Raw genomic sequence first — 21455 nt, forward strand, 5'->3', positions numbered from 1 at the left:
TTCAACCCTCTTGCTGGACAAGTCTGCTATTTTGCTTATATTGGCCGGGTGTAATTCCCTCATATTTCTTAAAGACACGAATGAACGAATTGCTGTTCAAGAAACCCACCCGCTCGGATACGTCCTGGATCGTCAGTTCCTCTGCCTGTAGAATTTTCTTGGATTGCTCAATTCGATATTGGTTGATGTAATCGATTACGTTGACCCCTGTCTGTTCCTTGAAGTACTTGGAGACATAGGTTGGATGAAAACGAAACCGCTCGGATAAATGGGTCAAGCCCAGATTGACATCTGCATAACTCTCATGAATGAATTCCACCAGTTGATCCCTCAATTCCTCACTGCGGGAACGCTTGCGCTCATGCACCGTCTGGCATACCGTCTCCAGTATCCGCAGCAATTCGGACTCGATCTCCTCAAAGGTCTCACATGCAAACAATTGCCGAATCAGATCGTTGCGCTGTGTCATCTCGTTCTGGTCATCCGTCTTGATCTGTTCGGTAGCTTTCAGAAAGGTACCAATCAACTCAAACATTAGACAGCGAGCCAGTTCAACAGACAAGGGCTCTCCCGCAAAATTAGTCATGAGAATTTCGTTCATCACTTCCGTGGAACGGGCATAATTGCCTGTAGCGATATAATTGATGAGCTGTCTCTCCAGATCAAGAGGGTAATACAGCTCCTCCTTGGGCCGACGAATTCGGTTCGGGTCAATAATTTGACCGATCCCCAGAATCAGCCTGTATTCCAGCGCTTCTTCCGATTCCCGGAAACAATCTGCGATCTCCGCAATACGGTGATGAACATGGCTAACGCCAACAGAGAAATACACGCAGAATCGGGAGCCGATGAAACGCTGAGCTTCTTCGACTGCACGAATTAACCGATGACTGGTATCCTCCTTACACTCCCGAATATTGATCAGGAATGCAATTCTTCCATCAATGTCCGCAGAATATACATGACCGATTGAGCCGATCATCTCCTCCAGTACATTGGTCAGAATCAGGTGCACAAATTGGTGCTTCTCCTCCTGGTCCTGCTCACGTACTCTGGAACGGAACAGCCCTTCAACATCCTCAATATGCAGGAGCAATACAGCAAACGACTCCGACTCAAATCGAATACCTGAACGTTCCAAGGTCGATGCAAACTCCTCACCCACCTGTACCCTTCCCTTCATCAATTTGGAGAGCAGACTGCTCCGTATAACGCTTTGCTGATCCTTAAGCCTGTTCGCAAATTGATCCTGCTCTTCCCAAGCTTGGATCAGAACAGATTGCAAAATGCCATATTCATCGTCTGGCTGCTCCAGTTTCCATTTGACCTTATCCGAGATAATGTTCATGATCCGTCCCAGCGGACGGTAATTCCGTCTGGTGAACCACCAGGCTGCCACCCCGCCAAGGATAAGTCCTGCGGCAACGCCTCCAAGCGTAATATCGCGGATTACCGTCAGCTTCTTGGCATAGATTCGGGTAGGTATGATGGATACATACTTCCAGTCCTGGATCTTGGAAGAAATCTGCGATATGGTCACGGATTCTCCGTTCCAATCGATCGTTTCCGTTCTTTTCCCAGCATCATCGAAAAGATTAAGGTCCTTCCCATTCATGTAAGGGGTTTCAAGTGATCCGGTAGAAAATAACGTTTGACCGTCGTGATCCAGAATGAACACGGTGCTCTCTTTTTCCAAACGTACGTTATCAATGGCTTGCTGGAATCGGTTGGGGTCCAGGTTAACAACGAAGGTCGCAGGGCTGTCAGCGCCATTCTGAATAGGAAACGGCTGAATATAGACCAGCGTGTCTTCAATCCGTCGATCTTCACTCCGAACCTCCATCTTTCGGTACATGCTCTTACCGGAATCATGCATAAGCCGGGTCCATGCTTCCTCGGTTACATTGGTGCCCTGATAGAACATGTCGTATAGATAATTTTTTTGAATAAGTGAAGACGAGGACAACGCGATATCGGGTTGTTTGATATAAATGTATAGTTCACTAATCAAGCCGTTTCCGACGCGTGTAGATTTCAGGTTTTTGATCAGATCAATCCCCATGACTCTCCAGCGGGCATCCTGTTCAGATGCATGATTAATGAAGCTCATGAGTTGAGAGTCAGCCATTAATTGATTGCTAATGCTGCCAATATCACCAATCTGGTTATCAATGGTTTCCTGTACCTGAGATAACAGCACCATGTTGGAACGATTAACTTCTTCCTCAAGCAACATGCGAGACTCGGCAAAAACAGCAGCACCGATCACAATCGGTATGAGCAGAATGACCATGTAAGAAATGCCCCAGGATAACAGGATGCTTTTTCTCTTCATGCGTCTCCTCCTCACCGTTTGTTATTTGGTATGGCTTGATAAGGCAACTCTATTCTTTGATTGCTCCGATCATAACACCTTTAACAAAGTATTTCTGCAGAAACGGATAGATGAACAATATAGGCAGGGTCGCTACCATGACGGTTGCGTATTTTACACTTTCCCCGATGGCCTCTTTGTCCATAGCGGTCGCTCCTGTGGTCATCGAGTCTGTACTGTTCTGAATCAGAATCTCTCGCAGCACCAGTTGAAGTGGAAACAGGTTCCGGTCCCGAATATACAGGATCGCACTGAACCATGAATTCCAGTGACCGACGCCATAAAAGAGAATCATCACCGCAATGACGGGCATGGACAATGGTACGACGATCCGCCACAGAATGAGCATCTCTCCTGCCCCGTCTATACGGGCCGACTCTAGTAGACTTTCCGAGATTTCCGCAAAGGAAGTTCGCATAATAATCAGATTATAGCTGCTGATCAGACCGGGTACAATCAGAGCCCAGAGGCTGTTCCCCATATGGAGCGTGTTATTGATCAACAGATAAGATGGTATGATTCCGCCGTTGAAAAACATCGTAAACACAATCGCCAGCATAATCGGATTACGGAGCATAAAGCTTTTGCGGGATAACGTGTACGCCCCCAGAATGGTGAACAGCAGATTAAGCGCCGTGCCCACCACCACAATGAATATCGTATTCCGGTATCCGGACAGAATATTGGGGTTGCTTAGCACCAGCTTGTAGCTCTCCATTGTAATTCCTTTGGGAAAAAGCAGCAGGCCTCTATGGGCCATGAGTTGACCTGAGTCGCTAAGCGATGCATTCAGCACATGCAGCAGCGGATACAAGGTTACGATAATCAGCCCTGTCATCAGAATCGCGTTCGCACCGCCAAACAACCGCTCTCCAATGGACCTTTTCATTCGCAAAAGAAATCCCTCCTTTCACCTCGTTCTTGGCTAGAATAGTTTCGTATTGGATATCACCTTGGACAGACGGTTGGCACCGATTAGCAGCGCAAAGTTAATGACCGACTGGAAGAGACCCACCGCGGTTGTATAGCTGAATTCAGCACTTTCACTAATCCCTTTGCGGTAGACAAACGTCGAGATTACATCTGCTGTATCATACACATTCGGATTATAGAGCAGAATAATTTTCTCGAACCCAATCTCCATCAATCCTCCAATGCGGAGTATAAGGAGAATCATAATCATCGGGATGATGCCGGGAAGCGTGATATGCCACACCTGGCGAAGCCGACTCGCTCCGTCCACGTTGGCAGCATCGTAGAGCTCGGGGTTAATGCCGCTAAGCGCAGCCAAATAAATGATGCTGGAGAAACCAAGCTCCTGCCAGATCGATGAGGCAGTATATATGGTACGAAAATTGGCAGGATCACTGAGAAGGGCACTGCTCTGACCGCCAAAATAACCAATGATAGTGTTAAACAGTCCATCTCGGGAAGAAAAGTCAACAATCATGCCGCAGATGACGACAATGGAAATAAAGTGAGGAATGTAAGAGATCGTCTGCACCGTACGTTTGAAGATTTCATGTCTGAGCTCGTTAAGCAGAAGAGCAAGAAGAATGGGAGCCGGAAAACCGAACAACAGCTGATAAAAGCTTAGCAAAAGAGTATTCTTCAGAATTCGCCAGAAATAATAGCTCTGAAAGAAATCACGAAAATGCTGCAATCCGACCCAATCACTGCCCCATATGCCTTTGCCCACCGAGTAGTCTTTGAACGCAATGATGGCTCCGTACATCGGCAGGTATTTGAAGACGAGAAAATATAAAACGACGGGGAGAGCCATCCAATAGATGGCTTTATTCTTTTTGTAATTGAGCCATAACAAGGAAAACTTGTGCGACAACTCCTTCATCCCCTTCCTTTTTCATTCCAAAGAGGGCGTCCAGGGCAGCAAAGCCGTAAAAAGGCTTCATTACCCTTAGACATCTCTTCCTTATCTGGCGTTATACCGATCCAGGGCAGCTTGCTGAATTTCAATAGCCCGTTTCACGTTAAACTTGTTGATCTGATCTACAAACTTGTCAAAGTTCTCAATCGGCTCAACCCCAATGACAAACTTGACGAACATCTCGTCCCGGTAGGTTCCAATATCACTCATAATCTTGCTGTACTCCGTAGATTCTTCTGTTGTCAGACTTGTCGGAGGAAGGCCCACCTTCAATGTATTCTCGCTGTATTTGGAGAACAGAACTGCCGCATCCTTCTGCTGTTGGAGCTGGTAATATTGCTCGTTGTACCGATCGTCATCCTCCCCAACGAAGGGATAGTTCGCAATAAAATGTTTGGCCATGGCTTGAGCAACCGACAGGCCGTCCGGATTTTTCAAAATCTCATCAGTATAGGTCGGGTAACCGTCCTTCATCGTGTAGGTGAGGCCCTCCACACCGAAATTTTTCAGCATATGTCCTTCTTCACTGAAGAAATAATCGAGTGCTTTGACCGTTTCCTCCGGATGTTTGTTGCTATTGGTGAGCACAACACCGCTACTGCTCCACTCCCAGGAACGTCCGGTAAACAGTGGTTCATCGCCCTTATTCAGCACCGGATATTGTGTGGCAGTCAGGTTGGCGTTCGGATCCGTTTCCTGCAGAGCGGGCAGGTAGCGGCCTACACCTCCACCAATAAAGGTGAAAAATGCACCAGCTTGACTGCTCAAAATTTTGGCGTCGTATGTTTTCTGGTCATTAGTAGCAAAATCGGGATCAACCAATCCCTCCTGATACCAGCGATGGAACATCGTGAGAAATTCCTTATATTCCGGCTCGATTGGCCCATAGACCACCTTGCCATCTTTCATGAACGTACTATTAGTGATGCCGTAAGCCTCCAGATATGTCGGTGCGGCTGGTCCCATCGTGCTCATTTTGGGTGGTGCGCCAAACAATAGCGGCGCTGCTACGCCTTTTTTCTCCTTGAAGGCCTTGAGTACCGTCTCCCACTCCTCCAGCGTTTCCGGTTTCTCCAGCTTTAGCTCATCCAACCAATCCTGACGGATGAACGTACCGCCGAAGGTTTTGTATTCCCCTAGACGCAGATGCGGTATTGCATAGATATCTCCGTTGTCGGCTTTTAACTGTTTGGCAACCTCAGGATTCTCTTCCAGGATCTTTTTCAAATTGGGGGCGTATTCATCAATGAGTTCGTTAAGTCGAATGATGATACCATCATTGAATAGCTTGGCGTAATCTCCATTGACAAACATGGCATCAGGCAGCTGATTTGAGGCTATCATGACATTGAACTGTTCGGTCTCGGCACCCACAGCGGGATGCTGGAATTCGATTTTGGTATTGGTTTTCTTCTCCCATTCCTTAATCGCCGTAATTTCATTCATGCTCTTGAGTGTGATGGAAGCATTGGTATTCATCGACATCCAGATTGAAATGGGGGTAGGTCCATCTCCTCCTGCTTCACCTGTACTTCCATTTCCCCCTGAACAGCCCCCAAGAGCAGCAATACTCATCATTAGGCAGATACCAATTGTCAGTCGTTTTCTCCATGACCTTTTCATCACTTCACGTCCCCCCATTGAATGTGTATCGTGGATAAGCAGCTCTGTCATCGCTCTCCATAAAGTTACCGTTTGCCCGCTATATTGGCTATCGTCCATTCTTGCCGACATATCCAAAATTTGATATTTCCTTGTGCTGCGCAGGATTTGCACATGAATGCAAGAGATCAAGATCATATTTCCAGATTGAACGGTGAGCGTGAGCGCAAGAACGAGATCGATCAAGCCCGTTTCCAAAATCATAAGGTGTTTGACCAGTCGCTGCCACATATATGGAATAAACTAATATCACTTCTTAATTGAGCGTGTTCGTTTTTTTCATAAGGAGCGTCCAACAACGTGAAGGAGGAAACAGGAATGGCGATCCGCTACAGCATCATTATCCCAACCTATAATCGGGCCCATCAGTTATCGCTTACTCTGGCAGCCTTAGAGACACAAACCTACCCGAAGCACCTTTTCGAAGTCATCGTAGCTGATGACGGTTCCACTGATGGAACGAAAGAACAGATCCAAGCATTCCAGTCTTCATATCCTTTGACCTACGTATCGCAGACGGAGCAACGTGGCAGATCAGCGATCCGGAATTTGGGACTTCAGCATGCCAAAGGGCTATATGTTATCTTCTGTGATGCTGACTTTCTGGCATTACCCGAATTTATTCGAACCGTGCGTCAATATCATCGTAAAAATCCCAGAGCCGTCGTTTCGGGTTTTCCACATTCCTTTGCCGATGCTTATACCCACTACTATCCAGACTTCTCGCCCTCGGAAAAAGATCATTGCCGTTCAATCCTTACCCCTTCAAACTTATGGCGTCCTGAATTTGATGCAGCGAATGAAATCGTCCCACTGGTCACACCGGAAGATATCATTCATCAGACAGATACATTGTCCAAAGTGATTTTCCCAACCAAAATACCGCCTGGTGTCATCAAACAATTTGCCAGCACCGATGTGGCTCCATGGATGCTGCTCGTCACGCGGTGTGTTTCCATTCGCCGAAGCCTTCTGAATCGAGTTGGAGGTTTCAATGAAAGGTTTGTACTGTATGGGCTTGAAGACTGGGATCTGGGCTACAGACTGCATCGTTTGAAAGTGCCCTTCTACTGTATGAAGGAGGTCGTAGGTTATCATCAAGAACATCCTACACATTTCCGAGGGGAAGTGCTCAATACAGAAAATCTGAAAATCATGCTCGAAACCTATGGATTCAATGATTCCGCACTAAATTTATTCTGCGTAGTACCACCATCAGCTGACCTCCAAACCTACAAAAAAACGCTGCGAATCTTGCGCAGAGGCTTCCGGTCCAGAACAACACGTTCTTCCGCACGATTGTTAAAGAAAACATTGCGGATTGCTGCCAAACACTTCGCGCTTCAAACAGATGTGGAAGCGTATAAAAGATCGCTCGCAAGAATACAGAGAAAAGCAAAAGGCAGAAAAAGTCGGGTGGCTCGCGTTTTACAGGATATGGCGCAGAGATCTAAGGAATTGGTTGAGTAGTTAGCTGTATCACTAACTTCGCCCATATTACTCCTGCTCCAATTGCATCCACTTTTTTAATACAACAAAAAGCCTCCTATCTACATCTCTGTAGAATAGGAGGCTATGTTTCCTTTATACTCATTTTCCCCACCTTACGGTGTATGGCACGTATTCAAATTCAGCAATTTAAAATTCTTCGTATTCACTCGGGTCCTGATTCCACAGTCGTCCATCTTTACGATTATATGAAGAAATGACTTCCATCTCTTTCTCGCTCAGCTCGAAATCGAAAATATCGATATTTTCTTGCTGGTGTTGAAGCGAGCCAGCTTTAGGAATAGGAATTGACCCAAGCTGGGTATGCCAGCGCAAAATAACCTGCGTACCCGTTTTGCCATGAGCTTCGGCAATACGAAGGATCTGCTCATCTTTTACGATATCTTGTACAGCATCATTGCCACGACCAATCGGACTCCACGATTCGTTAATAATGCCATGCTTCGAATCCTTCTCCCGCTGATCCGCTTGGTCAAAGAATGGATGCAGCTCAATCTGATTCAGACTTGGCGCTATTCCCGTCTCCTTAATCAGGCGTTCATTGTGTTCCGGAAGGAAATTGCTAACTCCGATGGAACGGATATATCCGCGTTTTTTCGCCTCAATGAGTGCCTGCCACGCTTCCACATACATATCCTGCTTGGGATTCGGCCAGTGAATCAGATATAGATCATAATAATCCAGATCTGCTCTGTATAGAGATTCTTGGACGGCTACAATCGCCTTTTCAAAAGCATGGTAACGCCCTGGCAGTTTAGATGAAATGAGCAGGTCTTCTCTGGAAACGGAGCTCTGCTTAATAGCCTTCCCGACAGTCGCCTCGTTCTCATAGTTATACGCTGTGTCAATCAGTCGATAACCTGCATCCATCGCCGAAGCTATGGATTTAACGCCTTTTTCGCCTTTTAAGCTATAGGTACCGAAGCCAATGGCAGGTACTTTTAAGCCATCATTCAACGTATATTCCGGAATTGTATGATTCATCTGGTAAACTCTCCTTTGCGAAAGATATACTAAAACGATATGGAAAAGGTGATATGCCCTCTCCGTTTATTCTACCCCTCCATACGCGGATGAATCAAATATAAGCCACCACCCCGTTATATGGGGTGGTGGCTTTCTCTTCTAATATTAATAGAGGCAAGTCGCCTCTTTATTCAAGCGAAGAGATGGGCGTGGCCGATAACGACCGATTACCCATAAAGTTCTGAATGGCCATAGCAGCCTGCTTGTACCCGCCAGCATCGCGTAACGTTTTCCCAATAACCTCAGCATGTTCTTTGTAGGAGGCATTGCCGAGCACTTCTAATACCGCGTTTCTCAGTACGTCGGGTGTAAGGTTATTTTTATCCACGATGACCCCTGCTCCGAGCTCCTGCACCCGGCCTGCTACACGCGGCTGATCCGAGGTTAACGGGAGCATGACCAAGGGTACATTATAATACAATGCTTCGCTTGTACTGTTCATGCCCGCATGTGTCAGAAAAGCATCTACACCCTGCAACACTTCCAATTGTGGGAGATAGGGTCTGATGATGAAATTGTCAGGAATGAGATCAGCAATCGGCTCCAAATCAGTGTCCTTCCCTGAAGACAATATAAACTGCACAGGCAAATCACCGAAAGCCGTAAAGCACAGCCTATAAAAATCAAGATCCTTATTTAAAATGGTTCCCATCGAAATATAAACCACCTGTTTATAAACGGCATGCAGAGATTCCTTTGCGAAGGATGGCGCATCCTTGCGAGGTGTAATAGATGGGCCAGTGAACACAAAGCTGTCGTCCAGCTTGTCCCCCATGGGTTGAAAATAGCGGCTTGTATAAACAATCTTCAGTTGTCCTGGATGCCCAGAAAGTTCTGACAGAGAAGGAACAGCTACATTGAACTGGGAAGCTAATTGCTGGGACATCTCGATGATGCCGTTATATAGCTTCTTGACCTCCTCATCGTCATCCTTCAGTTGATTTTTATTACCGAATCCGAGAGGCTCCACAAAAACAAAAGTGGTGGTTGAGCATACCGCTGGGATACCCAGCTTTTCACCTAAAATTTGTCCTCCCCAGCCTATTAAGGAGTCAAAAATTAAATAATCATAGGTTTCATTTTCGATCAGATTCAGAACATCTGGAATAAAGCGTTGAATAATTTTTTTCAAAACCATATATAAAAATTGATAAGGGTGCTTGATTTCAAATGGCTTCATATCTGGGTTGTTAAGCAGGGTTGCCTCGTTGAAGGAGTATGCTTTAAATTGTGCGCCTAACGCTTCAATCTTCGTCCGATATTTTTCCGTACAACAGTAGACGACTTCATCTCCGTTCTCTATCAGTTCCTTGATTATTCCGAGCGTCGGATTGATATGACCTTCTGCAGGCATCATTACAACTAATACACGTGCCACGAAATTCACCTCCATTAAATTTTCCAATCTTCAAAGCGGACATTTTATTTCTAGCTTCAAGATAATACGTCTAAAATAAAATCTGGAAATCATGCCCATATAAATATACTATTAATTATTTCCATTTTTGTAAATAGTGTATATGTCACTTTTTGAACAAAAAAAACACCTTTACGGTGCTTCCTCTGTTGTTATTCATTTTGGATTAGGTAAATAACCTATCTCAATATCCTCTCGAATATTGGGGGCTTTCTTTTAGTTGCACGATATCATGTCCTGTTGGATTTTGGAAAGCACGAAGGCCAAATGTCGGCGCAACAGCGAAGATGTGGTCAAAAATATCCGCTTGAACCGATTCATACACACTCCAGGTGATATCATTGCTGAATGCATAGATTTCAAGTGGTAGTCCATTATCACCAGGCGCTAACTGTCTCACAATCAACGTCATATCCTTATGAATTTTCGGATGATTCCTCAAATATTGATGGATATATTCTCGGAATACACCCACATTCGTAAGCTGTCTACCGTTCACAATGCTTTCCGTATTAATATGGTGTTCCATATTATATTCGTTAATTTCATTTAATTTTGTCGCGAGATAATCCGTAAGATAGTGGATCTTCTGAAATTCCCCAATCATTTCTTTGGTGCAAAAGCTTATGCTGCTTGTATCAATATAGACACTTCGCTTAATCCTTCTGCCACCAGATACCTGCATGCCTCTCCAATTTTTAAAAGAATCCGAGATGAGCGCGTAGCTCGGAATCATCGTGATCGTTTTATCGAAATTCATAACCTTCACCGTGTTTAATGTAATATCAATGACGTCGCCGTCGGCATTATATTTAGGCATTTCAATCCAGTCACCAACACGCACCATGTCATTCGATGATAATTGCACGCCTGCCACCAGTCCCAATATGGAGTCCTTGAAGACGAGCATCAGAACAGCTGATAAGGCACCTAGTCCACTGAGAATAATCAATGGATTCTGTCCAATGAGGCTCGAGATGACGATAATGCCTCCAATGATGAAAAGAATGATCTTGGCTACCTGAATGTATCCCTTAATGGGTCTGATCTTGGAGACTTCATAAGAACGATATATAGTATCAAAGGCATTAAGTAACGCATTTAATACCGTGATGGTTATGACGATCATATAAGTTAAAGCTGCTTTTTCAATCAAAGCTTGATAGGACGGGAAGACATACGCAGAATAATAGATGATTATCGCCGGTACCAGATGCGATAGGTTGTGGAACACCTTTTTCTCCACAATGATTTTATCCCACGTGTACCGATTGTTGTTGATGATTTGGATAATTATCTTCAGTACGATTTTTTTGGCTATAAAATTGGCCAGTATGGAGACCACAGCTATAAATACCACCATGATCAAATTCGAAAGATATCCAATGGTTTGTTCACTCATGCCAGTTCCGTCTAGTTGATTTTTGATAAAGTCCATTGTATCCTCCTGACGCGGTTTATATTAACTTATTATTATAAATTACATTCTAGTACGAAGTAAAATTTCAAAAAATTACAGTAATCGGTTGATGGGGTAAAGGGTACGCTCCTCTCATGAGTATCACGTCACATAAATGGGCTAATGTGCATAGACTGGGCTAAATATAAACCAGACTCTTGCATTGGAGATGTGAACCTTGAGTAATCCAAAAAATAAAGCTAAGACTCAGCCTATTGCCATGAAAAAGCTTTCCCCCGTAAGCATGGTAACAGAACTTCCACCCGTCCGCGGTAATTTAAGAACCTCTTCCTCAAATCCAAATAAGGCCATTCATAATGAAAAGGACACAACATCCGCTATCGATGTATGTGTAGACCGTGCTTTTCGTATTCCTATATTTTTGAGTACAACCAACACGGTAAATGGCCCGCAAGAGCAATTTTTGAACCGTCTGATTAGGGAAATCGAAGATGCATTGCTCTTTCCCCGTACATTACCCGTTAGTGAACAATACCCGGAAAACATTCTAACGAATATACGGCGCCTGGTTTTTTCAAGCTATGGATTGCTCGCAATCAACTTCCGCAGATTTTATGTTCAAATTCTTGAATCCAATGTAGGGGAGCCCCCAACGACCACTCCGTTCTGGGAAGGGTCGACCTTTTCTCAAATTGAGCCTGCCATGGCCTTTCAATTCGGCATTCCCATCTTATTAGTGAGGGAGAAGGGAACGGACGTCAGTAATGGGATTTGGGCTGGAGGAATCACACCTCTCAACATATTTGTTGACTGGGATTCCGATAACCAATCCGTAGACGATTTCTTTAACAGTGTTCAATGGAGAGAGGTCTTTGCTAATTGGACGGCGGAAGTACGGGGTAACTATTTGCTTCGCACGGAACCCTTGTTCAATAATTAAACTTCTGGGGCTGGTCGATACTGGACAAGAAAGAGGACCCTATCATTCCAATGAATGATGGGCCCAATCTTCAATACTCTGTTTATCGATTACTTAGAAAATCTCAACAATTCACTTACCGTGACCAATCGGTACCCTTCCGCGACAAGTTCATCCACCAGCACTCGAACCGCCTCCACTGTCTCGGAACGATCCCCGTACCCGTCATGGAATATTAACACACTCCCGGGTTTCACCGCAGACCGGGTATGCTCTAGAATGTGCTCAACGCCGGGATTGTCCCAATCCTTCGCATCACCGTTTACCGCACCAATCGTTTGATATCCGCGCTCCGCCGCCAGAGACAGAATGTCATCGTTTACGCCAAAATACGGCGGGCGGAAGCACCGGGTAGGTTGCCCCGTAATTTCTTGAACAAGACTTTCTGCACGTTGCAGTTCCTCTCCAGCTGCTTTTAGCGTCAGCTTTGTCAGATCCGGATGCGTGTACGTATGGTTTCCGATCTCATGCCCTTCACGGTGCACCTCCGCCGCAATCTCCGGGTGAGCCTTCATCTCTTTGCCAATCATGAAAAACGTCGCCCGCCCACTCGCACTGCGGAATATCTCAAGCACTTGACGTGTATATACCGGATGAGGACCATCATCAAACGTGAACGCCACAACCTTTTCCCGAACAGATTCCTGCTCTACCAACGTGATATTAACCATAAAGCAATGCCCCCTCTCTGCAACTGCTTGTCTACATTCTCCCTTATCATTCCATGATTATATACTCCGGTCTAGTTCAGAGATCACACCTTTACCTGCTCTTCTAATCTAACCTTTGATCGCACCTGCGATCATGCTCTTCTGCACCTGTTTGTTCAACAGCAGATAGATGACTACCGTTGGCACCGTCGTAATCATCAGTTCCGCACCAATTATGCCCCGCAAGGAGTACTGATTTATAAAATTTTGGAGGTACAGAAAATAAGTTGTGGTTTGTGCCGGATGGAGAGTGATGCGCGGGACGCGGAGGTTCTTAATACACAAAAGACGCTGATAAACATCTACCTCGATATGTGCATACTTTGAGCAAAATTAAGATATGTACGAGCATAATTCTTGCTACTGACAGTACGTTAATCGAGTGGTTAAGTGCGAAATCCGTATAATGAATTTAAGTGGGGAAAGTGTCGGGGGCACACCGCCCTCGGGTAGGAGAAGTACAGTACGTTATGGTAAGAAACAGCGAATCGTGATCAAAGCGAGAATTCGGTAACGCCTTTTTTGGAGGCATATTTCAGTGTGTAGCTTCCTTCTATGCCGTATGGCATCGTAGCGATTTGGATACGAGTGTAATCCAGCCGACTCTCTCTCAGCACTTTTTTAATTAGCGCTATGCTCCGATCCTCGTCCGTTACCACACAAAAAATGTTCATTACATATTCCTTTGGATCAGCCACACGGCTACCCAGATCACATCCATCCACCTCTCCCAAATCCGCCTGAGTTAGAACGGTTTCCAGATATTCCATCACCTTTTCCTTCAACCAATAATCTCGTTTGCTGCCCTGCGCACTCTTCAGCGGATATTGCACCACAAGCCAGTATTTTTCACTCATTCAGCTTCACCAACCAATCTTTATATGATAGGGCATTACCTTATGTGTACAGCACTTGGACGATAAGGTGCATATGTTAGCCTTACATTCCTCCAGTTCAAAATGGGCTAGATAATTGACCATACTGCTTTTTGGAATTGTACTGCCCTTCCATTTGCAGGATGAGGAACATGGTGATGTTTAATGAGATGGGAGCTTAACGTGTCTGCTGACTTTCTGCCAATAGCCACGATCTGAGCATCAGGATTGAGTTGCATACGCTGTCTGGCGAAATAAACACCATCCTCCAACTCTGCCCAAGTCGGCGTTCGATTCGTCATCCTGTTTTCAGAAGATTGATAAGGATGAAAGGGATAGATGTTCCAAAAAATAAAGTCCGTTGGTTTCCACCTTAAACTGGATAACACTTCGCACCATATGATGGATACTGCCGGTTCTGCGAATCCATACAGTTCCTGACTCCGGTTAGGTTTGACGATACTGGGCAGGCTTGTTCGGATGCCCGGCCTCACCTGAAAAAATCATCTGGTTCACCAGCGAGTGATTCCCGGTAACCATCCACTCGGACGTCAAAGGTACGCCGGAGAACCTCGCCCCTTGATAGCCCACAGCTTCGGGGCTGATATCATAGCCCGTCACATAATCTCTCCAAGGATTAATCACATTTACTGGCGAGACATATGCTTGTATCCCTGCAACAAACTCGCGGATCTGTTGCTGCGTTTGGTTCATGCTTTTTTGCCTCCTTTGGGAGATTACAGAGTATATCGGGCTTGCATCAGCTTATTTCACAAAGATTATATCATAAACAGAAAAACCACCAACCAGAATGAAGTGACCCCATAAAGTTAGACAGATTATATCTTTAAGCAACTTGTTGGGCATGAATCCGGTACCGTACCGGACTCATGCCTTTTAGTTTTGCCTTAATGCGTTTGTTGTTGTAATAATCGATGTATTTGGATAGTTCTTGTTTAAAATGTGAGATATTTTCAAATTGCTTTAAATACAAGAACTCGGATTTCATGATGCCAAAGAAGTTCTCCATGACGGCATTATCGTAGCAGTTCCCTTTACGGGACATACTTTGCGTGATACCACGTTTTTCAAGGGCATGACGATATGGTCTCATCTGGTAGTGCCAGCCTTGATCCGAATGAATAAGGAGTTTATCTTCATTTGTTAAACTGCAAAATGCTTGATCTAACATCGTGGAAACAAGTGAGTAGACCGGTCTTGAACCAATCGTATATGTAATGATTTCTCCGTTATACAGATCAAGTATGGGAGATAAATATAGTTTTTCTCCGAACAATTTAGACTCTGTAATGTCCGTAACCCACTTCTCGTTTGGCCTTTCAGCGTGGAAATTGCGTTCTAATAGGTTCGGTGCAATCTTGCCAATGGTCCCTTTATACGAACGATATTTCTTCATACGTACCAAACATTTTAATCCCAATACTTTCATCAAACGCTGTACCTTTTTATGATTCACATGGTGTCCACGATTGGTTAACTCATCGCGAATACGACGATAACCATAGCGTCCCTCATGCTCCTTATAAATCGCATGTATCATGTCTTTTAGCTCTAAATCCTTGTCTACCGTACCAAACGCTTTTATGACGTAATAATACGTGCTACGAGGGATATCTGCTAGCTGTAGAAGTGCTTTCACCGAAAATTCGTTCCTTAGTTCATAGACTACTTGAGCTTTGTCTTGTTTGGTGATTTTTCCTTGTTTCGAACTAAGGCATTCAACTTTTTTAAATAAGCATTCTCCATTTTCAAACGCTCTACCTCTGCTTGTAAAGCTTCTACAGATTCTTCTACTAGTGTTTGATCCTTCTGTGCTTTAGATCCTTTTTTCATGGATGAGCGCCCCTTTTTCTTTGATTGAAGGGCGTCTATCCCTTGTAATTCCAGGCTTTTTTGCCAACTTAAAAGGGTACTATGGCTAGGTATATTAAATAAAGCAGCCGTTTCTCTAACAGACGTCCCAAATTCGTTCATATAATGAAGTACGTCTAGTTTAATCTGAGTAGGATATGATGTATAGCCCTTTATAAAAGCTTTTTCACCATGATGCTCATATTGTTTAATCCAGTTTAAAAGGACAGAATGGTGAATCCCGATCGATTTTGCAATGCTTTTCAAGCTTTCTGATCCCTTTTCATAACGCATAACGGCTTGTACTTTTTCATCCGAACTGAATTTAGTCATAAAAAAACTGCACCTCCAATTGGTAGTTGTGTCTAACAATTGGGGTGCAGTTCAGAACGCTGGTTGGTGGTTTTTGACTCTAATGGAGGCGAGCCGTGGCTGTTCAAAACCACAATTCGCCGGACTTTGTTGGTGAGATTGTTTGGGGAGGTGGCGTTAATTATCTTACCAAACAACTGAACACTTCCATCTTTAATACTCTTGTGAAAAATTCACAGGAAAAGCCGAGAATACGTAGAATTATTGGCATTCTCAACGGCTGAATCAAGCAAATCCTTTAAATAGCTTTGTTGGCTTACTGCATTCAAGAGACATTTACGGAGATCATCAAAAATTTTCCACTTATTGTACTTAGATGTACGTGCAAGTTGCAGTATAGTCTCTTTACAGGAATTTGTCTGGGAGGAGTCCACAGATTCCAGAAAAATTTTACGAGCTACTTGATCCAACTCAAGTTTAAGATTTGATTCAAATTCCAGCTTCACACGGTCTGAATACTTTCCCATCTGCACTCCTATTTCGATTTTTGATGGTGTCAGGTTTTCCATGCAAATCCTAATAAAGTTCGAGAAGGTCTTAATACTAACATTTTCCCAGACTTGAGCATATGATACATGTGGCCGACCATGATAAAGATTCCATAGAACTGCATCAACAGTCCAATGATGAAGTTTATTGGAGCGATCCCGTAAAACACTGTATTCATCGTTTATGCTACTGGTCAGGCCATTAATTATCTGACCAATAATCTCATTAAGAGGCTCTTTAGTTAATAAGAATTTTCCTTTTTGACTCTGATGAATGTTATGGTCTTTTATCTTAGGTCGAACTTGGACAAATGCTTTGGAAATGGACATCCTTAGCATTTGATAAGGATCATTCTCCCTAAAGAACACAACTGCATCTTCTCCCAACCGACTTTTACGCACGATGTTTGCAAAGCAAATTATATCCGGCTTATTAGGTAACTTCACAGGGCATTCCATATCAATCACAGATTCAATCAAATCCATTGTGTCATTTTTGATCTGAGAAATCTGTTTTTGCATTATCTCCGGAGTGGGGTCTTCATCTTGCTCAAAAATAGAGGTACGATCGAAATGTGTAACTGCTATTAAAAGTTTGCTCGGGCGTACGGAATGTTTTATGGCTTTTAAATAATCACGATTCCTCGCGGCTGGTGATGCAGTGCTCCGCACAAAGAGAATTGCATCATACAAAACAGGCGTAAGTAGCGCCTCTTGAACACGCTCTGGAATTTTATCAATTCCATCATTATCAAATCCTACAACATCATACACACAGTAAGCTGTCTCAATCATTCCGTTATCTATCTGTAACCCTGGACCAGGAACACGAAGCACCATTTCCTTGATGATACAAGCTGCACTTGGTGCAGTCACTCTTTTGGAGTTGGTAACAGCTTGGACACTGATTTTAAAGTCCTCAGATGATTTATTAAAAGCATAAGCAGCAGCTGAATTTTCGTCTAATTGAAAACCTGCATTTCGAAGACAGTCCATTGCTTTGTCGTACACCAAATCGCAAAGTTCATTTAACAGTTGGAAAATAGTATTATTCTCATCAACACCACTTACGCTCTCTTCATGTGGAAACATTTTCTGATCAATAAATGTATCAATCATACGATTTGCTTCGTTCTTTTCTTCTTTCAAACAATCAAAATAGTTATTTCTGAAAGACAAGTCAGCCTGCTTATCAATGAACTCTATACTAGACACCATAATTTCTTGGTATCTAACCCAGGCATCTTCAAAACCTTGAAGCAACTTGTCAATTCTAAAGGTAGCATCAATAGGTGATAGTTTCTTCCCTACTGCTTCTGCATAAAAGCGTCTATGCTCTGATTCCTTTTTCGGTCTACTCGACAAGCTATTCTTTAGTTCCGAAACTAAAGAAGTTTTAAAGTGACGTTCCAATTCAACTCGAATTTCTTCTTTGCTTTTAAATTTATTCACTACAATATCAGCTTTGTTCAACTCAGGGTTAATCACAATTCTCGATATGCAAGAAGTTGTATTACCTTCACCAGCAAAGAGAAGCATACTTTCCTGAAAACCGGGATTACTTAAACCAGCAATTGTTGTACTTTTCCCTTCTCCACTACCACCTATGACAGCTATCGCTGGGTAATCTTTCTCTTCATGACTAGGTTTCCCGTTTGGCGAAGATTGCACATTAAACATAAAAAAACCTCCTGTGAATTTTTGCAAAATAAAGACATCTTGCTAAGTGCACGATAAATTTCGCGCAAATTTTTGGAGACTACTGAACTCCACTAACTTATGATGTTTGACATGCGCGTCCTGTTGGACATAAAGCAGAAGCAGCATCAGCTTACTCCCTAATACATCGTGGCTCCATTACGAGAAATTTATCAATAATCAATACACTAAATTTACAACTTAGACCACTCTTAGCGAATCGCCAAGTATCAATACATTATTATGGATTACTAACCAGCGCTTACGAAAAAGGTACTGCAAAAGGCATGCAATAATTTTACAAAAACAAAAAGGCTCGCTTTTTAGCCTGTGAAGCTGTTATAAACGAGCTTTCTGTTGTTTATCGATCAAACTCTAATTAACAATCAGAGCCTTCCTGAGAAAACACACCTTTTACAGCAATCTTAAGAACTGGCTCCATTTTTATAATTCACTTAGTTTAAAATGTAACGGGCTACAATCGCTACAGCCACACCGATAATGATACGAGTAGTTACAATTACCCAATAGCTTGGTTTACTGGCACGTTTTTTAAAGGTCTTAATAAACCCCTTCACTTTTATAAACACAAAAAAACCTCCTATAAATTTTTGCAAAATAAAGACGCCTTGCTAAGGCACGCCAAATTTTTGCACAAATTTATGGAGATTAATGAGCTCCACTAACTTATGTCGTTTGACATGCATGCCCTGTTGAGCATACGGCTGAAGCCTAGTCGGATTACTCCCGAACACATTGCAGGCATCAAAATGCCAACTCCGCATCACGGTAACTCACCAACAATTGCCATCCTTGTTTTGCAAATTTATTTTATTCTACTAGTTCGCTGAATGTCAAACATTTTCAATGATAACTAACCGACACATTATCTAAATACCGAGGATGCTACATAATCCTAGGTATTTAATTTATTCGAAACTGGTCCGATATTATCCATTGTGGTTTTGCAAGGACAAAGATTCAGAAAACCGAGCTGTGGCTGTGCAAAACCACAACTATACGGAGTGTGATGATTCGATTGTTTGGGAAGTTGGCTTAAACAGGGCACTCAGATAAGCTCAGAATGTTGTCTGGTTGTATCCTATCCGTGACGTTCTTTAAGTATTTATGTCTGTATTGGTTCTTCGCGACAATGATATCAACTGTTCTTCCACCAGCAACATAGAAAGCCCACTTCTTACTTTACGTTGAATAGCATTCTCTTGAGTGATATGCCATCTGGTTCCGTCAGCATTCTTACCACCAACACCTGTAATTCTCTCGTGCGGGTTGTAACGATCACCTTTATTAATGTCTAGATGCCACTTAAAGACCTCCCTAAACATAAATTGTTTATTACTTCCTTCTATTACAAAACAGGCGAATGACTACGTACGGAACATATGTTGCCGCATTTGTTGGATAGTTACGAGATTAAATTTAACTGCTATTCATAATACCCATTAGGGGGGTATAGATCCTGAACCTTATGTAGTGGTTAAAATAGAAGAAATTCAAAGTCTAAACCAACTCTAATGTTTGTAGTTAATTTCTCATAATTTCGAGTATTATAATAATATAATCATATCCAAAAAGGAGGACATTAAATGGAATGGGTCGAGGTTAAAACAATAGAGGATCTGAAGAAGCTTGGCTCTTTTAATGAAGTAAAAAGGGAAATGGCAAACATTTTGGGGGAGAGCGTCTTAATTAAAGGAAAGGGTTGGAATGACCTTTTTCATACTCTTCTCAGTTTACGAAAAGCTTCAAAAAAAATGGGCAATCAAAGTCACACAGACAATCTCGAGAGCACGTATACAAATGAAATTGATTTTTTCAAATCAGATATTGACCAGTTAATTTTCTACATTCTGAAATTAGATGGAGATACACGATTAAAATACCTAGGAATAAGTGAATTCTTCTATAAAAATAAAGAGATTGCAACCCGCTGGAGAAATAGAATGATTAAAAAGCTCCACCCGGATATCTGCAAGCACCCTCTTGCAAGTGAGGCAACAAGTGAAGTCAATAAATTATACGAAGGGATGAAACAGGGTGGCAGAACAAGACAAACAACTAATACCAATTAATTGGGTTAATCAAATTAATATCCAAGTACCGCCTGTACCATCCAGGGCCCATAAGGGCACCATTACAAGTATTCGAAATTCTATTAACGTTCATGCCTATTTGAATGATAAAGGCGAGTTATGGATTGCTGCAACCGGATTAAGTACAATCCTTCGGACTGATGTACAATCTGCTCGATTCTTTATCGAAACATTAGGCTCTAGTGATAAAATTGAATACGAGGGTGAAATATTTGTTAGCGGTCATCAAGTGGCAGGCCAAATTTTTAAATCTATTGAAGAATCTGGATTAAAAACAAGGGGAGTATATCTCTCTTTTTCAGAAGAATGTTTAAAAGCAGCAAGGGACTCTGACAAAGCAAAAGTTCTCAGAGGAGAATACCAAGAATTCATGGAAGAGCAACTCTCCAAACTAAAGAAAAAAAGAATCAAACTTTTTAAAATTACAATAGATGAGCTAACTGGAGAGTCTCTAGAGAAAAAATCTGCTGAGTTTTCCCATATTAGAAGCAAAGCAAAGTTTAGGGACCAAGCATTAGACACCGAAAATGGGCTAGTTGTTAATAAATCTACCCACAGAATTATTACAGATTCAGCTGCAATTACAGAAGAGCACTTATTCTATCTATGTCAAGAAAAAGAATGGAGTTTGGAATGGTATCCTCCCTATTTAGAATATTTAAGGAGCTTAGAAGAATCTCCCTCCGATCTTTTATCAGAAGAAGAATAAATATTTTGATGTAATACTATTGTTTCTTCCTTTGTAAATCCTGAGGAGACCCTAGTAATATATAGTAGTATAGTAGCAAAAGAATCGTAATCCAATTCACTTCGTAACTATGCTAAAGGAGAATGGTCAGACCCTTTACCCCAGCAACGAGTAACGAACTGTCTCAACCAGCAGATCACTAAAGCAGCTCCAACCTCCAACCACATTCTTGCCCTCAGTGAGGTCCGGAAGAAACAGGCCTGCTTTAATGGGACCTTGATGAACCCCTGTTCAGCAGTAATTGTTGTGGTTTTGTATGGACAAGGGTTCAGATAAAGGAGGGGAGTCGAACCCCTGTCCGAA

General features: G+C 42.9%; 17 protein-coding genes. 4 read left to right on the plus strand and 13 right to left on the minus strand.

The annotated features are described in order from the left end of the window. Position 1: 1 nt before the first annotated feature. From CS562_RS29855 to CS562_RS29870, 4 genes are all read right to left on the minus strand, one after another. Positions 2 to 2335: a helix-turn-helix domain-containing protein gene (locus CS562_RS29855; protein WP_099859171.1), complete on the minus strand. Its 2334-nt coding sequence runs from the start codon at positions 2333 to 2335 to the stop codon at positions 2 to 4. 49 nt (positions 2336 to 2384) lie between these two features. Next, entirely contained in the window at positions 2385 to 3269 is an 885-nt protein-coding gene (locus CS562_RS29860; protein WP_072735774.1) for a carbohydrate ABC transporter permease, read from the minus strand. Between the two features lie 30 nt (positions 3270 to 3299). Beyond that, positions 3300 to 4226: an ABC transporter permease gene (locus tag CS562_RS29865; protein WP_076291973.1), complete on the minus strand. Its 927-nt coding sequence runs from the start codon at positions 4224 to 4226 to the stop codon at positions 3300 to 3302. 81 nt (positions 4227 to 4307) lie between these two features. Then, positions 4308 to 6128, minus strand: coding sequence for an extracellular solute-binding protein (locus CS562_RS29870; RefSeq protein WP_257219649.1), 1821 nt, complete (start codon positions 6126 to 6128; stop codon positions 4308 to 4310). A 114-nt stretch (positions 6129 to 6242) separates the two neighbouring features. Between CS562_RS29870 and CS562_RS29875 the strand changes: the two genes are divergently transcribed. After that, entirely contained in the window at positions 6243 to 7394 is a 1152-nt protein-coding gene (locus CS562_RS29875) for a glycosyltransferase family 2 protein (RefSeq protein ID WP_076291974.1), read from the plus strand. A 168-nt stretch (positions 7395 to 7562) separates the two neighbouring features. Here CS562_RS29875 and CS562_RS29880 read toward each other — a convergent pair whose 3' ends face one another. The 3 genes from CS562_RS29880 to CS562_RS29890 form a co-directional block, all read right to left on the minus strand. Then, positions 7563 to 8417, minus strand: a complete 855-nt coding sequence (locus CS562_RS29880) for an aldo/keto reductase (protein WP_099859172.1) — start codon at positions 8415 to 8417, stop codon at positions 7563 to 7565. 169 nt (positions 8418 to 8586) lie between these two features. Beyond that, entirely contained in the window at positions 8587 to 9837 is a 1251-nt protein-coding gene (locus CS562_RS29885) for a macrolide family glycosyltransferase (protein ID WP_099859173.1), read from the minus strand. Positions 9838 to 10060: 223 nt separating this feature from the next. After that, positions 10061 to 11314, minus strand: a complete 1254-nt coding sequence (locus tag CS562_RS29890) for a mechanosensitive ion channel family protein (RefSeq protein ID WP_099859174.1) — start codon at positions 11312 to 11314, stop codon at positions 10061 to 10063. Positions 11315 to 11513: 199 nt separating this feature from the next. Here CS562_RS29890 and CS562_RS29895 point away from each other — a divergent pair, with 199 nt between their 5' ends. Further along, positions 11514 to 12236: a hypothetical protein gene (locus CS562_RS29895; RefSeq protein WP_099859175.1), complete on the plus strand. Its 723-nt coding sequence runs from the start codon at positions 11514 to 11516 to the stop codon at positions 12234 to 12236. Between the two features lie 89 nt (positions 12237 to 12325). Here CS562_RS29895 and CS562_RS29900 read toward each other — a convergent pair whose 3' ends face one another. The 6 genes from CS562_RS29900 to CS562_RS33620 form a co-directional block, all read right to left on the minus strand. After that, positions 12326 to 12946, minus strand: a complete 621-nt coding sequence (locus CS562_RS29900) for a polysaccharide deacetylase family protein (RefSeq protein WP_099859176.1) — start codon at positions 12944 to 12946, stop codon at positions 12326 to 12328. A 533-nt stretch (positions 12947 to 13479) separates the two neighbouring features. Then, positions 13480 to 13842 (minus strand): hypothetical protein, encoded by a 363-nt coding sequence (locus CS562_RS29910; protein WP_076291980.1) that lies wholly within the window; start codon positions 13840 to 13842, stop codon positions 13480 to 13482. A 465-nt stretch (positions 13843 to 14307) separates the two neighbouring features. Further along, complete coding sequence (locus CS562_RS29915; protein WP_099859177.1) at positions 14308 to 14574, minus strand: uracil-DNA glycosylase family protein; 267 nt, start codon at positions 14572 to 14574, stop codon at positions 14308 to 14310. A 133-nt stretch (positions 14575 to 14707) separates the two neighbouring features. Then, positions 14708 to 16065, minus strand: a protein-coding gene (locus tag CS562_RS29920; RefSeq protein ID WP_099859178.1) for an IS3 family transposase whose coding sequence is annotated in 2 segments (ribosomal slippage) — positions 14708 to 15612 and positions 15612 to 16065 — 1359 coding nt in all. Because the reading frame shifts where the segments join, the coding sequence is not laid out codon by codon here. A 212-nt stretch (positions 16066 to 16277) separates the two neighbouring features. Further along, positions 16278 to 18272, minus strand: coding sequence for a hypothetical protein (locus CS562_RS29925; RefSeq protein ID WP_099859179.1), 1995 nt, complete (start codon positions 18270 to 18272; stop codon positions 16278 to 16280). Between the two features lie 473 nt (positions 18273 to 18745). Then, positions 18746 to 18880: a hypothetical protein gene (locus CS562_RS33620; protein WP_257219650.1), complete on the minus strand. Its 135-nt coding sequence runs from the start codon at positions 18878 to 18880 to the stop codon at positions 18746 to 18748. 1017 nt (positions 18881 to 19897) lie between these two features. On the opposite strand from CS562_RS33620, the gene CS562_RS29935 reads away from it, so the two are divergent. Together CS562_RS29935 and CS562_RS29940 are read left to right on the plus strand one after the other, a co-directional pair. Beyond that, on the plus strand, positions 19898 to 20383 hold the full coding sequence (locus CS562_RS29935) for a hypothetical protein (RefSeq protein WP_099859180.1): 486 nt from the start codon (positions 19898 to 19900) through the stop codon (positions 20381 to 20383). After that, the gene (locus CS562_RS29940) at positions 20349 to 21113 is read left to right on the plus strand and encodes a hypothetical protein (protein WP_099859181.1); all 765 of its coding nucleotides are present in this window, start codon (positions 20349 to 20351) and stop codon (positions 21111 to 21113) included. Before CS562_RS29935 ends, CS562_RS29940 begins: the two co-directional genes overlap by 35 nt. Positions 21114 to 21455 lie beyond the last annotated feature (342 nt).

Origin of the sequence: Paenibacillus sp. LK1 (genome assembly GCF_002750415.1) — a bacterium.
Taxonomy (GTDB): Bacteria; Bacillota; Bacilli; order Paenibacillales; family Paenibacillaceae; genus Paenibacillus; species Paenibacillus taichungensis.

Coding starts and splice junctions, on each gene's coding strand:
- CS562_RS29855 (WP_099859171.1), bottom strand. CDS start 2,335: ATGAAGAGAAAAAGCATCCTGTTATCCTGGGGCATTTCTTACATGGTC.
- CS562_RS29865 (WP_076291973.1), bottom strand. CDS start 4,226: ATGAAGGAGTTGTCGCACAAGTTTTCCTTGTTATGGCTCAATTACAAA.
- CS562_RS29870 (WP_257219649.1), bottom strand. CDS start 6,128: ATGATTTTGGAAACGGGCTTGATCGATCTCGTTCTTGCGCTCACGCTC.
- CS562_RS29875 (WP_076291974.1), top strand. CDS start 6,243: ATGGCGATCCGCTACAGCATCATTATCCCAACCTATAATCGGGCCCAT.
- CS562_RS29880 (WP_099859172.1), bottom strand. CDS start 8,417: ATGAATCATACAATTCCGGAATATACGTTGAATGATGGCTTAAAAGTA.
- CS562_RS29890 (WP_099859174.1), bottom strand. CDS start 11,314: ATGGACTTTATCAAAAATCAACTAGACGGAACTGGCATGAGTGAACAA.
- CS562_RS29900 (WP_099859176.1), bottom strand. CDS start 12,946: ATGGTTAATATCACGTTGGTAGAGCAGGAATCTGTTCGGGAAAAGGTT.
- CS562_RS29910 (WP_076291980.1), bottom strand. CDS start 13,842: ATGAGTGAAAAATACTGGCTTGTGGTGCAATATCCGCTGAAGAGTGCG.
- CS562_RS29915 (WP_099859177.1), bottom strand. CDS start 14,574: ATGAACCAAACGCAGCAACAGATCCGCGAGTTTGTTGCAGGGATACAA.
- CS562_RS29925 (WP_099859179.1), bottom strand. CDS start 18,272: ATGTTTAATGTGCAATCTTCGCCAAACGGGAAACCTAGTCATGAAGAG.
- CS562_RS29935 (WP_099859180.1), top strand. CDS start 19,898: ATGGAATGGGTCGAGGTTAAAACAATAGAGGATCTGAAGAAGCTTGGC.